This is a genomic window from Stenotrophomonas sp. GD03958, assembly GCF_029839005.1.
Taxonomy (GTDB): domain Bacteria; phylum Pseudomonadota; class Gammaproteobacteria; order Xanthomonadales; family Xanthomonadaceae; genus Stenotrophomonas; species Stenotrophomonas hibiscicola.
Genome location: NZ_JAOBZT010000093.1, coordinates 1 through 14286, shown reverse-complemented (window position 1 = coordinate 14286; position 14286 = coordinate 1). Strand labels below are relative to the sequence as shown.

Here is a 14286-nt window from a genome sequence, read left to right as displayed (position 1 = left end):
GCTGCCCGCGCTCGCAGGAAACGGTCCGGTGGCGGGGGGAGGGGCTGGCCGGAACCGTTGGCGCCATGGATGGCGCCATCGAGCCCCCAAGGATGGGTTTACGGCGTGTCCCGGCCAGCCCCGAAGGCGCCGGCAGACGAACCAGCCGCCAGCGCCCTCATCAACTCAACTCAACCAATCCTTGCACGCACCATCCACCTGGTCACCGCACGCCTGCTGCATCCGCTGCTGCAGCCGCGCCAGTGTCTCCGCGCCCTGGTGCTTGCCGCTCCACGCCTTCAACTGCCCGGCCAGGCGCTCGAAGCGTTGGCGGGTGCGCTGGTGGTAGCCCGACGGCTGTGCCTCCAGCTCGGCGATCAGCGAGGCGGTCGCCTGCTCGATGCGTGGTGCATCGTCCGGTGCCAGCTTCAGCAGGCCTTCCACATACAGCACGCCCCACTGCACGCGGGTGGCCGGGCCCCGCGCACCGTCGTAGGCACGCTTCAACCACTCCAGCGCACCGGCGGTGTCGCCGCGCTGCTCGGCCAGTTCGGCCAGCTCGGGCATGTAGTAGTACGGCTGTTCGCTGCGCTTCAGTTCCGCCAGCAACAGCGACTCGGCGCCTGCGTCGTCGCCGACCTGGCGTAGTGCGTAGACCGCGCTGCTGATCGTGGCCTGGCGCGCATGCGCATCGGTGGCGGCAGCGTCGGCAGCAGCCACGCGCTGCTTGACCCGATCAACCAGGGCCGCGGGCAATGCGCCCTTCGGCTGCTGCTGGCGGGCCAGCGACACTTCGGTCAACGCACGCGACAATGCGTCGTCGGCGCGGTCGCCGCGCTCGGCGTCTGCCCGCTCCAATGCCACCAGCAGCTGCTGTCCCAGCGTGTTGCTGGTGGCCGGCCCGGCACTGGCCTGCTTGACCAGCTGCACGCCTGCATAGCCCAGCAACTCACGGTTGCGGCGGACTTCGGCGGGCTGCGCCAGCACGGCCTGCAGCAGCTCGCGTACTTCGGTGGGCGAGGCATCGGGCTTTTCGGCCGTTGCCAAGGCCAGCAGAGCGAAGCGGCGCTGCAGGGCAGCGTCGGGTGCGGCCTTGGACAACTGGCGCAGCACATCCTCGCTGCTGCGCTCGCCGGCCAGGCGGTTGGCGTCCACTTCCCAGCCGTAGTCGCCCAGCACCTGCCAGTCTTCGGCGGCCAGTCGGTCCGGCGTTGCCAACGCGGTGGCCAAGGTGGCGGCAACAGCACCGCGGCGGCCTGCGGCGACGGTCAGTGCCCGGGTCAGTTCGGTGGCATCATTGCCGCCGGCCACGCGGGTGATTTCGTTGCGCTGTGGGTCCAGCACGATCAGGGTCGGATAGCCGCGTACGCCGAAGCGCTCACCCCAGGCTTGCGCACCTTCCTCGTCGCCATCCAGGTAGACGGGAACGAATTTGCTGGTCAGCGCGATGAAGGCCGGGTCCTTGAACAGGCCCGCCTTGAGCTGGTTGCACGGTGGGCACCAGACGGCGCCCCAGTACAGCAGCACCGGCTTGCCGCTGTCGGCGGCCTCGGCGAAGGCATCATCGACATCGCCCTGGCGCCAGGCGATTGCCTTGGCCGGCGCGGGCACCTCGGCGGAGTTGGCGATGGAAACCGGGGCCGGGGTGCAGGCGCTCAAGGCCGAAGCCAGCAGCAACATAGAAAGCGCGACGCGCATCGGCAGCATCTCGAAGGGCAGGGTGGCAGGCCATTGTAGGAACGGCCGGGGAGCCTGCTGATTCAGTTTGCTTATATCGGCCGTGCAGCGGGGCATGACACCCGCTGCCCTCAGGCGGCTGCCCGCACCATCTGCTGGCACACCAGCCCGTTGAACTCGCCGACGCCGCCGTCCAGCACGAAGCCATAGCGCAGGTAGGTTGGCACTGCATTGAGTGAGGCGCGCACGGTCAGGACCGGCTCGCGCACCTGCGGGAGCACCGCGTCGAACAAAGCATGGCCGATGCCCTGACCCTGGTAGCCGGGATCGACGAACAGCATCGCCAGGTGCCGGCCTTCCTTCAGTTCGATCACGCCGACGACGCGGCCGTCCTGCTCGGCCACCAGGATGTGGTTGTCGCCGTGTAGGCGCGCGCCGAACGCTTCGGCCGCGGCGACGCTGCCGAAGGTGGCGATGCCGGCCGCGCTGAGCGAAGGTGCGACCGCCGCAGTGAAGGCAGCCAGGCACACCGTGCTGATCGCGGGCAGGTCATCGACGTGGGCGGGGCGGATCGTCGGCATGCAGTGTTCTTCCGGTGGTGGGCGGCGCGTCATTGTTGCCGCAGGCCTTCACGCTAAGCTGGCGGCATGAGTGATTTCAATCCCGCGTACGCTGCCTTGTTTCCGCAGCAGGGTCTGAGCCTGGGCCTGATGACGCCCGTGGCGTCGCATGGGTTGGCCGATCCACGTGAGGCGCGACGTATCGCGCGACTGGCCGATGACCTGGGCTTTGCCGCTTTGTGGACGCGCGACGTGCCGCTGATGGTGCCGCAGGGTCCGGACGCGACAGCGAGCGCGCTGGATGACCCGTTCCTGTGGCTGGGCATGCTGGCTGCGGCGACCGAGCGCGTCGTGGTTGGCAGCGCGGCCATTGTGCTGCCGTTGCGCCAGCCGCTGCAGGTGGCGAAGTCGGCCTTGAGCCTGGACCGGATCAGTGACGGCCGCTTCGTGCTGGGCCTGGGTTCGGGCGATCGCCCGGAAGAGTTCGCCGCATTAGGCGAGGATCTGCAGGGCAGGGCGGCGACGTTCCGCGAACGCTGGACGTTGTTGCGCGCAGCGTTGTCACCGGAGGCCGAAGAAAGGGTCGCGGTAGCGCAGGCCACCGGTGGCTTCGACGTACTGCCGGCCCCGGCCACGCGCATTCCGATGCTGGTGGTGGGCACTGCGCGGCAGAGCCTGCAGTGGATCGCGCGTGAGGCCGAAGGCTGGGCCACCTATCACCGCGAAGAGGCCGCGCAGGAAGGGCGCATCGGCCTGTGGCAACAGGCGCAGGCGCAAGGCGCTGGGCCAGGCAAGCCGTTCGTGCAGTCGATGCTGCTGGATCTGCAGGCCGATCCGCAGGCACCAGCCGAGCCGCTGCCACTGGGCCTGAAGGTCGGCCGCGATGGCCTGCGTGACTACCTGCTGCGCGTGCATGCGCAGGGCGTGGCGCATGTGATGTTCAATCTGGTCGACAACGGGCGGCCGATGGACGCGGTGTTGCGTGAGATCGGGGAGCAGGTTCTGCCATACACGCTCCGGTAGGTGTCCACCTTGGTGGACACGCCGTGTTGCTGATGACGGTGCGCCCGCCGGGCATGGCCCGGCGCTACCTGCCGCGGCGTGCATCTGCGTATCATTCGCATTTGATATCCCGATGCCGGAGTCCCGCGTGACCCAACGTTCCCCCATGCACCCGACCGGACGCCTGTTCGCCGCGGTCGCTTTCATCGAGGCCGTGAGCTGGGCCGGTCTGCTCCTCGGCATGTGGATGAAGTACGGCCCGATGGCCAACGTGGCCCTGGTGAAGCTGTTCGGACCCCTGCACGGCGTGGCGTTCCTGCTCTATGTGGCGGTGACCCTGTTTGCGGCGGTACGACTGCGCTGGCCGTGGTGGGCCAGTGCCCTGGCGCTGCTGGCAGCGATCCCGCCGCTGGTGACGCTGCCGCTGGAGTGGTGGTTCAAGTGCCGTGGCCTGCTCGGCCTGCGTTCAATGCGCTGAACCCACTGTTGCGTACCCATTCAAGAGAATGGGTATCAAATGCAAATACGAGCCGTTATCATTTGAGGATGGCGTCCGGTCCTGAGCAGGGCCGGCGCCGGGCGGGGCGCAGGTGCGCCCGGCGATCCCTTCCTGTTACGGCTGGTGTTCCATGCACGCACGTCCCGTCGTTCCCGGCTTGCCGGCGCTGGTATTGGCCGCCCTGATCGGCACCATGGCGATGATGTCCTTCGTCGCCGTGATCGGTCCGGTGGTCCGCATGCTCGGGCTGTCCGAGTGGCATGCCGGCCTGTCGGTTACCGCCGCAGGCGTGTTGTGGATGCTGGCTGCGCGCCCGTGGGGCCAGCTCAGCGACCGCATCGGCCGCAAGCGCGTGTTGATGCTGGCGATGACTGCCTACACCGTCGTCTACATCGCGCTGGCGGTGTTCATCGACGTTGCCCTGCAGGCGGTGCCGCCGGTGCTGGTATCGGTACTGGTGCTGGTGGGAGCGCGTGGCCTGATCGGCTTGTTCTACGCCGCAGTGCCGCCCACCGCTGCGGCCCTGATCGCCGACAAGGCACCCACCGGACAGCGTGCAAAATTCCTCGCGCGGCTGGGCAGCGCAAATGCATCGGGCATGGTGCTGGGCCCGGCCGCCGCTGGCTGGCTGGCCTATACGAATCTCTCGCTGGCGCTGTATGTGGCTGCACTGCTGCCATCGGTGGCGTTGGCGCTGCTGGCCTGGCGACTGCCGGCGACGCCCCCGGTGGCCGCTGGCAACGCACAGCGTCGCACGCCGATGAGTCGCCTCGACCCACGCCTGCGCCTGCCACAGCTGGCCGCGTTCATCGCGATGGTCTCGGTAACCATCGCGCAGGTCACGGTGGGCTTCTTTGCGATTGATCGCCTGGGCCTGGATGCAGCGGCGGGCGCGCGGATGGCCGGCATTGCACTCACCGCCGTTGGCGTCGGCCTGATCCTGGCGCAGGCGCTGGTGATGAAGCTGGAGGCACATCCACGTCGCTGGATCGTCCTCGGCGCCCTGATTTCCGGCATTGGCTTTGCCTCGGTGGCAGGCGTGCAGCAGGCCTGGCAGTTGCCGGCGGCGTATGCGCTGGCCGCGTTCGGCATGGGCTTCGTATTTCCCTCGTTCCAGGCGCTGGCCGCCGACGCGGTGGAGGCGCACGAGCAGGGCGGCGCCGCAGGCACCGTGGCGGCCGCGCAGGGGCTGGGCATGGTGGCCGGGCCGATGCTCGGCACGCTGTTGTATCGCGGCGGGCCAAGCCTGCCTTACCTGCTGGTGGGCGCGCTGCTGCTGTTGCTGTGCCCGCTGGCCGCAGCGCATCGGATGAAGGAGACCCCATGAACGATTCCCTGATGCAGGGCGCGTGGCCGGAGGCTGCGCCAGCACCACAGGAGAGCACCGACGACGCGTCGCTGTTCCTGCTGCGGCATGCCGGTCAGCACGTGCACGCCCGCGGTTGCCGCGCCACGTTGCCAGCCGGTGCACTGGCGACGTTGGCAGAACGCGTTTCGGAGTTCTTTGCCCAGCAGCGTGGCGGCCCGGGCCTGCTGGTTGGCGCGGTGCCGTTCGAGCCGCGTGCCGACGATGCGCTGTACCAGCCCGAGCGCCTGCTGCCGGCGCTGGCACTGCAGCCGCAGGCCGCACCGCCGCTGGACGGCGCCCTGCGGGCCGAACCTGTGCCGCAGGACTATGCCGCTGCAGTCGCTGCGGCAGTGCAGGCCTTGCGTGCGCCCGAGCAGAACCTGCATAAGGTGGTGCTGGCGCGCAGCCTGCTGGCACGCACCCGCCAGGTGCTTTCTCCGGACGTGCTGCTGGCACGTTTGGGCGCGGATCCGTCGGTGGCGACCTACGCGGTGCCGCTTCCGGTGGAGCTGGGCCAGGCGCCGGCCTGGCTGGTGGGCGCGACGCCGGAACTGCTGCTGCGCAAGCGTGGCGCCGAGCTGTTGTCGCATCCGCTGGCCGGTTCCGCGCGGCGCAGCGCCGATGCCGCCGAGGACGAGCGTGCGGCGCAGGCGCTGCTGGCCTCGAACAAGGACCACGACGAGCACCGCCACGTGGTCGAGGCCATCGTCCAGGGCCTGGCACCGTACTGCAGCCACATCGATGCGCAGCCGCGCCCGGTGCTGCATGCCACCGCCAGCATGTGGCACTTGGGCACCCGCATCCACGCCACGCTGAAGGATCCGCAGACGTCAGCCGCCGAACTGCTGGCGCAGCTGCACCCTACGCCGGCGGTCTGCGGTACGCCGCGGTTGGCGGCGCTGCAGCGCATCCGCGAGCTGGAACCGGTGCCGCGTGGCTTCTATGCCGGCGCCGTGGGTTGGTTGGACGCGCAGGGTGACGGCGACTGGTACGTGGCGATCCGCTGCGCGCGCCTGCAGGGCGCGCAGCTGCGCCTGTACGCCGGTGCAGGCATCGTCGCCGAGTCGCACCCCGAGGCAGAGGTTGCCGAAACCGCAGCGAAGTTCGCTGCCCTGTTGAACGCGCTGGGTGTCCATGAATCCGCGCCCGCCATCGAGCCTGCCGCATGAATGCTTCCGTTGAATCCTCCCGCCTGCCACTGCAGCAGGTGTGGCCCGACGCGCTGGTGACGCGCTATCGCGAAGCCGGTCACTGGCGTGGCGAGACCTTCCCGGGTTTCCTGCGCGAGCGTGCAGAACGCTATGCCGATGACATCGCGGTGGTCGCCGGCGACGTACGCCTGAGCTATGCGCAGCTGTGGCATGAGGCAGGCCGCATCGGTGCGGGCCTGCTGGCGCTCGGCTTGCAGCCTGGCGAACGGGTGCTGGTGCAGCTGGGCAATACCGCCGGGTTCATCGCCACGGTCTGCGGCCTGTTCCGCGCCGGCCTGGTGCCGGTGTATGCGTTGCCGGCGCACCGCATCACCGAGCTGGTCCACTTCGCCAACAAGGCGGAAGCCAGTGCCTACATCACCACCACACTGCACGATGGCTTCGATCATCGCGGGTTGGCAAGGGCGCTGCAGGCCGAAGTGCCGGCGGTTCGCCATGTGGTGATCGACGGCGATGCGGCGGAGTTCATCGCGCTGGAGGCACTGCAGGGCGATCGCAGCCAGCTGCCGTCCGATCCGGACCCGCAGTCGGTGGCGTTCCTGCAGATTTCCGGAGGCAGCACCGGGCTGTCCAAGCTGATTCCACGCACGCACGACGACTACATCTATTCGTTCCGCGCCAGCAATCAAATCTGCGGCATCGACCGCGACAGCGTCTATCTGGTCGCGCTGCCGGCTGCGCACAACTTCCCGATGAGCTCGCCCGGCTTCTTCGGCGCGCTGTACGCCGGTGCCCGCGTGGTGCTCAGCCCGGGCCCCGGCCCGGATGCGGCCTTCCCGCTGATCGCTCGGGAGCGGGTGACCTGCTGCGGGCTGGTGCCGCCGCTGGCGTTGCTGTGGGCACAGGCCGCCGCCACCAGCAAGCATGACCTGTCCAGCCTGCAGGTACTGCAGGTAGGCGGCGCCAAACTGGTGCCGGAAGCCGCACGACGGGTGATCGATGGCCTTGGCTGCACGCTGCAGCAGGTGTTCGGCATGGCCGAAGGCCTGGTCAACTACACGCGGCTGGATGACCCGGAGGAGCTGATCGTGGCCTGCCAGGGCCGGCCGATCAGCCTGGACGACGAGGTGCGCGTGGTCGATGACCATGACCAGCCGGTGGCCGAAGGCGAGGTAGGGCATCTGCTCGCCCGTGGGCCGTACACCATCCGTGGCTACCACAACGATGCGGTGGCCAATGCCCGCTCGTTCACCGACGACGGTTTCTACCGTACCGGTGACCGCGTGCAGCAGCTGCCCGGGGGCTACCTGGTGGTACAGGGGCGTGCGGGTGACCACATCAACCGGGCGGGCGAGAAGATCTCTGCCGAAGAGATCGAGGATCACTTGCTGGCACATCCGGGCGTGTTCGATGCGGCCGTGGTCTCGATTCCCGACGAGTACCTGGGCGAGCGCAGCTGCGCCTTTGTGATCCCGCAAGGCGAACCGTTCAAGGCGCCGGCACTGAAGGCCTGGATGCGCGGGCGCGGCCTGGCTGCGTTCAAGGTGCCCGACCAGGTTGTGTTCGTCGACAGCTTCGATACCACCGCGGTCGGCAAGGTCAGCCGCCGCGAACTGCGCGCGCAGCTGCGTGCGCGTCATCTGCAACAGACAGGAGGAACGCGCTGATGGCGCTGCCCCGTATCACCGACTACCCCTTGCCGACCGCGACTGAGCTACCGCAGGCGCGCGGACCGTGGCGTCCCCGGCGCGATCGTGTCGCGCTGCTGGTGCACGACATGCAGCGTTATTTCCTGGCCGCATTCGACGCCGGCAATGCACCGCTGCGGCCGGCCGTGGACAACATCGCACGCCTGCTGGCGCATTGCCGCGCGCACGGCATTCCGGTGTTCTACACCGCGCAGCATGGTGACCAGGACCGTCGAGACCGTGGCCTTCAGGCCGATCTGTGGGGGCCGGGCATGCGTCGCAGCGCCGACCATGAACCGATCATCGAGGCGCTGGCACCGCACCCGGGCGAGCACGTGCTGGTGAAGCACCGCTACAGCGCATTCCAGCGCAGCAACCTGGAGACGCTGATGCGGGTGCGTGGACGCGACCAGTTGCTGGTGACCGGCGTGTACGCCCATATCGGCTGCACCGCGACCGTGGTCGAGGCGTTCCAGCGTGATATCGAGGCCTTCATTGCCGCCGATGCCGTGGCGGACTTCTCGCGCGCCGACCACGATCAGGCGCTGCACTGGATCGCGCGCACCTGCGGCGTGCCGATGACCACCGATCAGCTGCTGGAGGTGCTGTGATGACGGCCACCGGTGAGGTGCTGGATCTGGAGCGGATGCGCGCCGACGTCGCGCGCGTCCTGGAGTGCACGCCGGCCGAGATCGGTGACGACGACAACCTGATCGACCTGGACCTGGATTCAATGCGCATGCTCGGCCTGGTCCTGGCCTGGGGCAACACTGGCCTTCCGCTGGAGTTCTCGCAGCTGGCCGAGCACACCACGCTGCGCCAGTGGTGGGGTGTGGTGCAGCAACTGCAGGCCGCGCAGAACGCATGAACACCGCAGCGCTGGCCACGCCGGTGGCGTTGACCGAGGCCCAGGCCGGGCTGTGGTTTGCACAGCGGCTGGCACCGGACAATCCGTCATTCAATACCGCGCACGCGGTATGGATCGACGGCCCGCTGGACGTGGCCGCATTCGTCGCAGCGGCAGACCAGGCTGCGCGCGAGGCCGAGGCCTTCGCATTGCGCTTTGCCGAAGGGGCCGATGGCCAGCCACTACAGTGGCATGACCCGGTACACGTGCCGCTGCTTTCGGTACGCGATGTTTCCGCCGAGCCGGATCCCGCCGCTGCGGCGCGCAGCCTGATGCACACCGACCGGTTGAGCCCGGTTGATCCCACCCGCGACCGGATCAGCCAGCAGGTGCTGCTTGAACTGGGCGGGCAACGCTGGGTGTGGTACCTGCGCGTGCATCACCTGGCGGCCGATGGTTACGGCATGGCGCTGTTCACTGATCGCGTGTGCGCGTTGTATGCCGGTCGTACGGGTGAGCCTCTGCCGGGGCTGGCGGGGGTGCTGGCCGACGATGCTGCTTATCGTGCCGACCCGCGCCGCACGCAGGCCGGGCAATGGTGGCGCGAGCACATGCAGGGGGCACCGGCGGGCATGGGCCTGGCCGGTACGCTCGCGGCCAGTGACGACGCGCTGCGCTGGGTGCAGCCGCTCGATGCGGCATTGCGTGAGCAGTTGCTGCAGGCATCGGTGCGTTGGCTGCAGCCCTGGCCGGATGTGCTGGCCGCGCTGGCGGCCGAGTACCTGCGGCGGATGAGTGCCGCCGATGAAGTGGTGCTGGGCGTGCCCTACATGGGGCGGCTGGGCAACGCGTCGGCGCGGGTGCCGTCGATGGTGATGAATGTGTTGCCGCTGCGCGTGGCCGCCGGCGAGGGCAGCGTCGAAACCTTTACCCGCAGCCTGGGCCGGCAGCTCAGCCAAGGGCGCAAGCACGGCCGTTACCGAGGCGAGCAACTGCGCCGGGATCTGGGCCTGGTGGGCGCGCAGCAGCGCCTGCACGGCCCGCTGGTGAATGTGCAGCCGTTCTACAGGCCGCTGGCGCTGACGGGCGTGCAGACGACGCTGGAGGTGCTCTGCACCGGGCCGGTGGATGACCTGACGCTGGGCTTCCGTGGCGATGGCCAGCGTCTGCTGGATCTGGAGATCGAGGCCAATCCCGCGCTGTACAGTCGCGAGGATGTCGAGGCGCACGCGGCGCGGCTGCTGCAATTCGTGTCGGCGGCACTGCAGGCTGACGATATCGCAGCCGTGCCTCTGGCAACGCCCGAGGAGGCGCAGCAGGTGCTGCAGGAATTCAATGCCACCGCGCACGCGCTTCCTGAGACCACCCTGGTTGAACTGCTGCAGCAGGGCATGGATCGGGACCCGCACGCGCCTGCGCTGGTGTTCGGCGACGCTGCCATGGATTACGCAACGCTGGAAGCGCGCAGTTTCGCGCTGGCGGCACAGCTGCGGGCGATGGATGTCGGCCCGGGCAGCGTGGTGGCGGTGGCATTGCCGCGCTCGCTGGAGCTGGTGATCGCGCTGGTTGCGGTGCTGCGCGCAGGCGCGGCCTATCTTCCGCTGGACCTTACGCATCCCGATGAGCGGCTGGCGCGCATCTTCGCCTCGGCGCAGCCGGTGTGCGTTCTGGCTGCGGCGGAGGTTTCGGCGCGCATGGCCGGCGTACCGGTGCTCGCGCCGGAGCAGTGGACCGCGCTGAGCTTCGCCGCGCCGTGGGCCGATCCGGCGCCCAGCGATGCGGCCTATGTGATCTATACCTCCGGTTCGACCGGGGAACCGAAGGGCGTGGTCGTCGAACACCGTGCCATCGTCAACCGCTTGCTGTGGATGCGCGAGCACTACGGCATCCGCGCCGATGACCGCGTGCTGCAGAAAACCCCGGCCACCTTCGATGTCTCGGTCTGGGAGTTCTTCCTGCCATTGCTGTGCGGGGCCACGCTGGTGGTTGCCGGGCCCGATGCGCATCGCGACCCCACCGAACTGGCGCGGCTGATCCGCGGGCATGGCATCACCACGGCGCATTTCGTGCCGTCGATGCTCGACGCCTTCCTCGCTGCGCCGGCCTCCGAAGGTTTGCAGCTGCGCCGCGTATTCACCAGTGGCGAGGCGCTGGACGCTGCGTTGCGCGACCGCTTCCACGCGCGCATGCACGCCGAGCTGCACAACCTGTATGGCCCGACCGAAGCCGCGGTGGACGTCAGCTACTGGCCGGCGTCGGCGCAGGATCGTTCGCGGCCGGTGCCGATCGGGTTCCCGGTCTGGAACACCCGCCTGTACGTGCTGGACGCCCGGATGCAGCCGGTGCCGGTGGGCGTGCCCGGGGACTTGTACCTGGGTGGCGTCCAGCTGGCGCGTGGCTATCTCGGTCGCGATGATCTGACTGCCGAACGTTTCATTGCAGATCCGTTCCTGCCGGGCGAGCGCATCTACCGCACCGGCGACGTAGCCCGTTGGCGTAGCAACGGCGCGGTCGAGTACCTGGGCCGCAGCGACCATCAGGTCAAACTGCGCGGCCTGCGCATCGAACTGGGCGAGATCGAGGCGGCACTGCGCGAACTGCCTGGCATGGAGCGCGTGGAAGTGCTGCTGCGCCAGGACGCGCCCGGCGATGCCCGGCTGGTGGCCTATGTGCCAACCGCGCTTGCCAACGCCGTGACGCTGCGCAGCCACCTGGCCACGCGCGTGCCGGACTACATGGTGCCTTCGGCGTTTGTTGGTGTGGACCACTGGCCGGTAACCGCCAACGGCAAGCTCGACCGCAACGCGTTGCCGAAGCCACCGCAACTTGAAGTTGCCGGCTTGGCGCCGCGCACGCCGTTGGAAGAGGAGCTGGCGTTGCTGTTCGCACAGGCGCTTGGGCGTGAGGCGCCGGTGGCGGTGGATGCGGACTTCTTCAGTCTCGGCGGTGACTCGCTGTCGGCGGTGCACCTGCTGCTGGCCATCGAGCAGCGCTGGCGCTGTGATCTGGGTCTGGGTGCCTTGTTTGCCCAGCCCACCGTGGCCGCGCTGGCAGTTCGCATTGCCGAGCCGCCCGCGCTGGCCGATCACGCACTGGGGCCGGTAATCGCGCTGGCCGCGACCGAAGCGGCCGGGTCCACGTCGCTGTTCGTGCTGCACCCGGCCGGTGGCATCGCCTGGAACTACCGCACCCTGGCCCGGGCACTGCAACCAGCCCGCCCGGTGTATGGCCTGCAGTCGCCGGCACTGGACGCGCGGCTGCCACTGCCGAGCAGCATCGAGGCGATGGCCAACGATTACGTACAGCGCGTGGTCGCACTACAGCCGAAGGGGCCGGTGCATCTGCTGGGCTGGTCGGTGGGCGGCATCCTGGCCCAGGCGATGGCGGTGCGGCTGCATGAGATCGGCCGCGACGTCGGAGAGCTGGTGCTGCTGGACGCCTATCCCAGCGAGTGCTGGCGGGCCGAGCCGGAACCCGATGCCATCGCTGCATTGCGGGCACTGCTGGCGATTGCCGGTCATGACCCGGATGCGCATCCGGAACTGGACAGCCGTGAACGCATTCTCGCGTTCCTGCGGCGTGGTGGCAGTGCACTGGGCAGTCTGCCGGATGTGGTGCTCGATGGCGTGGTGCGCGCCGTGACCGGCACCAATCGACCGATCCGTGAACATATCCACCGGCCGTTCGATGGCACGCTGGTGCATGTGCGTGCGGGCCGGGATCACCAGGCGCGGCCACAGTTGCAGTCGGCGTTGTGGCGGGCACACGCGCGCAGGGTGCAGTCGTTGGAACTGCCGTTCCTGCATGCAGAACTGACCGGCCGCGATGCGGTGGCGCAGCTGGCGCCGTGGTTGTCGGCGCGGTTGCGCCAATGGGACGAGCAACAGGAGATTGCAGCATGCAGTTGACCGGCTTTGAAGGCCGCGTGGCGTTGGTGACCGGTGCTGCCGGCGGCATCGGCGAGGCACTGGTACGGTTACTGGCCGAGGCCGGTTGCACCGTCGTGGCGACCGATCGCGAGGCGCCGCGCGTGTCAGATACCCGGGTGACGTCGTTTGCACTCGATGTAACTGACAGCGCCGAGGTGGACGCCCTGGTGGACCAGGTCGAGTCCAGCATCGGACCGATCATGTTGGCCGCCAGCGTGGCCGGCGTACTGCATGTGGGCGGTGTCACCGAGACCGGCGACGACGACTGGCGCCGTGTATTCGCGGTCAATGCCGATGGCGTGTTCCATGTCGGTCGTGCGCTGGCGCGGGTGATGTCACCGCGCCGGCAGGGCGCAATCGTTACCGTCAGCTCGAATGCGGCTGGCGTGCCGCGGCACGGCATGGCGGCGTATGCCGCGTCCAAGGCCGCCGCCACGATGTTCACCCGCTGCCTCGGGCTGGAGCTGGCGCCGTTGGGCATCCGCTGCAACATCGTCGCCCCGGGGTCCACGCTGACCCCGATGCAGACCGGCATGTGGCAGGACGAGCACGGCGCCGAACGGGTGATCGTCGGCAGCCTTGAGACCTACAAGGCCGGCATTCCACTGCGCAAACTCGCTACGCCGGAAGACATCGCGCAGTCGGTGATGTTCCTGCTCTCCGAGCAGGCCGGGCATGTGGCCATGAGCGACCTGTACGTCGACGGCGGCGCGACCCTGCGCGGCTGAGCCCCGACGGCCGCCTGCCGGCAGTGGTAGTGCCGGCCGCGGGCCGGCAATCCATAGTCCCGGTAGTGCCGGCCGCTGGCCGGCAACCTCATTCAACTTCAGACATCTCCCAACCTCCATCGAGGCATGGCCCGACAGCCAACGCCCAATGATCAACCCACCATGGCGCATGAGCAGCCATCGCCTCCGCCTGGGCCGTCACTCGATCATCCGCCAGGCCTATGTCCTGACAACCACGACCCACCAGCGCCGCCGGCTCTTTGAAAGCGAAGCTGCAGCAGCATGTGTAGTCGACCAGTTCCATTACATCGAACAGCGCGGGCTCATACGGTCACACGCATGGGTTGTCATGCCGGATCACGTCCACTGGATGTTCGAGCTGCGTGCAGCTCACCTTCCAGATGTCGCGCGCCGGATGAAATCTTCGAGCGCACTTGCCCTGAATCGCCTGGCGGGCCATCGAAGTACGGTGTGGCAGCCCGGCTACTTCGATCATGCAGTAAGGACCGAAGAGTCGCTGGCGCGGCAGGCCCTGTACATCCTGGGGAATCCGGTGCGCGCCGGTCTTGCTGGGCAGATTGGCGAGTATCCGTATGCGTGGTCGGCCTGGGGGTGATGCCGGCCAGCGGCCGGCACTACCACAGCAGAACCGAAGCGCCGCGCAGATTCCGTTCCGGCGCACAGAGCACCCTCGATGGTAGTGCCGGCCGCTGGCCGGCAACCGCATGACCCGCGCAGAGATGCGTAGCTGCCGGCCGGCGACCGGCACTACCAATCAATGGTCAGCGCGGCCATTCGCTATTCAGCGCCGCTTGCAGGCTTCGGCCGTGGTCGGCCTGGATGTGATGCCGGCCAGCGGCCGGCACTACCACAGCGAA

General features: G+C 68.6%; 12 protein-coding genes. 10 read left to right on the top strand and 2 right to left on the bottom strand.

From position 1 onward, the window contains the following. Window positions 1-165: 165 nt before the first annotated feature. Together N5C25_RS18805 and N5C25_RS18800 are read right to left on the bottom strand one after the other, a co-directional pair. The gene (locus N5C25_RS18805; RefSeq protein WP_279937622.1) at window positions 166-1686 is read right to left on the bottom strand and encodes a thioredoxin family protein; all 1521 of its coding nucleotides are present in this window, start codon (window positions 1684-1686) and stop codon (window positions 166-168) included. Window positions 1687-1787: 101 nt separating this feature from the next. Continuing rightward, window positions 1788-2237 (bottom strand): GNAT family N-acetyltransferase, encoded by a 450-nt coding sequence (locus tag N5C25_RS18800; RefSeq protein WP_279937620.1) that lies wholly within the window; start codon window positions 2235-2237, stop codon window positions 1788-1790. 66 nt (window positions 2238-2303) lie between these two features. Between N5C25_RS18800 and N5C25_RS18795 the strand changes: the two genes are divergently transcribed. The 10 genes from N5C25_RS18795 to N5C25_RS18750 all read left to right on the top strand — a co-directional run bounded on the left by N5C25_RS18795 (window position 2304) and on the right by N5C25_RS18750 (window position 14024). Next, the gene (locus tag N5C25_RS18795) at window positions 2304-3239 is read left to right on the top strand and encodes a TIGR03571 family LLM class oxidoreductase (protein WP_279937619.1); all 936 of its coding nucleotides are present in this window, start codon (window positions 2304-2306) and stop codon (window positions 3237-3239) included. Window positions 3240-3384: 145 nt separating this feature from the next. Beyond that, window positions 3385-3696 (top strand): DUF3817 domain-containing protein, encoded by a 312-nt coding sequence (locus N5C25_RS18790; protein WP_279937623.1) that lies wholly within the window; start codon window positions 3385-3387, stop codon window positions 3694-3696. Window positions 3697-3847: 151 nt separating this feature from the next. Then, window positions 3848-5044 (top strand): MFS transporter, encoded by a 1197-nt coding sequence (locus N5C25_RS18785; RefSeq protein WP_279937617.1) that lies wholly within the window; start codon window positions 3848-3850, stop codon window positions 5042-5044. Beyond that, window positions 5041-6234, top strand: coding sequence for an isochorismate synthase (locus N5C25_RS18780; protein WP_279937616.1), 1194 nt, complete (start codon window positions 5041-5043; stop codon window positions 6232-6234). The genes N5C25_RS18785 and N5C25_RS18780 overlap by 4 nt, the downstream gene beginning before the upstream one ends. Further along, on the top strand, window positions 6231-7883 hold the full coding sequence (locus tag N5C25_RS18775) for an AMP-binding protein (protein ID WP_279937615.1): 1653 nt from the start codon (window positions 6231-6233) through the stop codon (window positions 7881-7883). Before N5C25_RS18780 ends, N5C25_RS18775 begins: the two co-directional genes overlap by 4 nt. Beyond that, a complete protein-coding gene (locus N5C25_RS18770; protein WP_262213841.1) occupies window positions 7883-8515 on the top strand; it encodes an isochorismatase family protein in 633 nt (210 codons plus the stop codon). The genes N5C25_RS18775 and N5C25_RS18770 overlap by 1 nt, the downstream gene beginning before the upstream one ends. Next, a complete protein-coding gene (locus N5C25_RS18765; RefSeq protein WP_251103376.1) occupies window positions 8515-8772 on the top strand; it encodes a phosphopantetheine-binding protein in 258 nt (85 codons plus the stop codon). The genes N5C25_RS18770 and N5C25_RS18765 overlap by 1 nt, the downstream gene beginning before the upstream one ends. Next, complete coding sequence (locus N5C25_RS18760; RefSeq protein WP_279937614.1) at window positions 8769-12659, top strand: enterobactin synthase subunit F; 3891 nt, start codon at window positions 8769-8771, stop codon at window positions 12657-12659. Before N5C25_RS18765 ends, N5C25_RS18760 begins: the two co-directional genes overlap by 4 nt. Then, window positions 12650-13408 carry a 2,3-dihydro-2,3-dihydroxybenzoate dehydrogenase gene (locus N5C25_RS18755; RefSeq protein ID WP_279937612.1) on the top strand — a complete coding sequence of 253 codons (759 nt, stop codon included), beginning with the start codon at window positions 12650-12652 and terminating at the stop codon, window positions 13406-13408. The genes N5C25_RS18760 and N5C25_RS18755 overlap by 10 nt, the downstream gene beginning before the upstream one ends. A 169-nt stretch (window positions 13409-13577) precedes the next feature. Beyond that, on the top strand, window positions 13578-14024 hold the full coding sequence (locus N5C25_RS18750; protein WP_279937610.1) for a transposase: 447 nt from the start codon (window positions 13578-13580) through the stop codon (window positions 14022-14024). Window positions 14025-14286: the final 262 nt, after the last annotated feature.

Bases quoted from the DNA above. Each gene is read 5' to 3' on its own strand.
- N5C25_RS18805 (WP_279937622.1), bottom strand. From the start codon at position 1,686: ATGCTGCCGATGCGCGTCGCGCTTTCTATGTTGCTGCTGGCTTCGGCC.
- N5C25_RS18800 (WP_279937620.1), bottom strand. From the start codon at position 2,237: ATGCCGACGATCCGCCCCGCCCACGTCGATGACCTGCCCGCGATCAGC.
- N5C25_RS18795 (WP_279937619.1), top strand. From the start codon at position 2,304: ATGAGTGATTTCAATCCCGCGTACGCTGCCTTGTTTCCGCAGCAGGGT.
- N5C25_RS18790 (WP_279937623.1), top strand. From the start codon at position 3,385: ATGCACCCGACCGGACGCCTGTTCGCCGCGGTCGCTTTCATCGAGGCC.
- N5C25_RS18785 (WP_279937617.1), top strand. From the start codon at position 3,848: ATGCACGCACGTCCCGTCGTTCCCGGCTTGCCGGCGCTGGTATTGGCC.
- N5C25_RS18780 (WP_279937616.1), top strand. From the start codon at position 5,041: ATGAACGATTCCCTGATGCAGGGCGCGTGGCCGGAGGCTGCGCCAGCA.
- N5C25_RS18775 (WP_279937615.1), top strand. From the start codon at position 6,231: ATGAATGCTTCCGTTGAATCCTCCCGCCTGCCACTGCAGCAGGTGTGG.
- N5C25_RS18770 (WP_262213841.1), top strand. From the start codon at position 7,883: ATGGCGCTGCCCCGTATCACCGACTACCCCTTGCCGACCGCGACTGAG.
- N5C25_RS18765 (WP_251103376.1), top strand. From the start codon at position 8,515: ATGACGGCCACCGGTGAGGTGCTGGATCTGGAGCGGATGCGCGCCGAC.
- N5C25_RS18760 (WP_279937614.1), top strand. From the start codon at position 8,769: ATGAACACCGCAGCGCTGGCCACGCCGGTGGCGTTGACCGAGGCCCAG.
- N5C25_RS18755 (WP_279937612.1), top strand. From the start codon at position 12,650: ATGCAGTTGACCGGCTTTGAAGGCCGCGTGGCGTTGGTGACCGGTGCT.
- N5C25_RS18750 (WP_279937610.1), top strand. From the start codon at position 13,578: ATGAGCAGCCATCGCCTCCGCCTGGGCCGTCACTCGATCATCCGCCAG.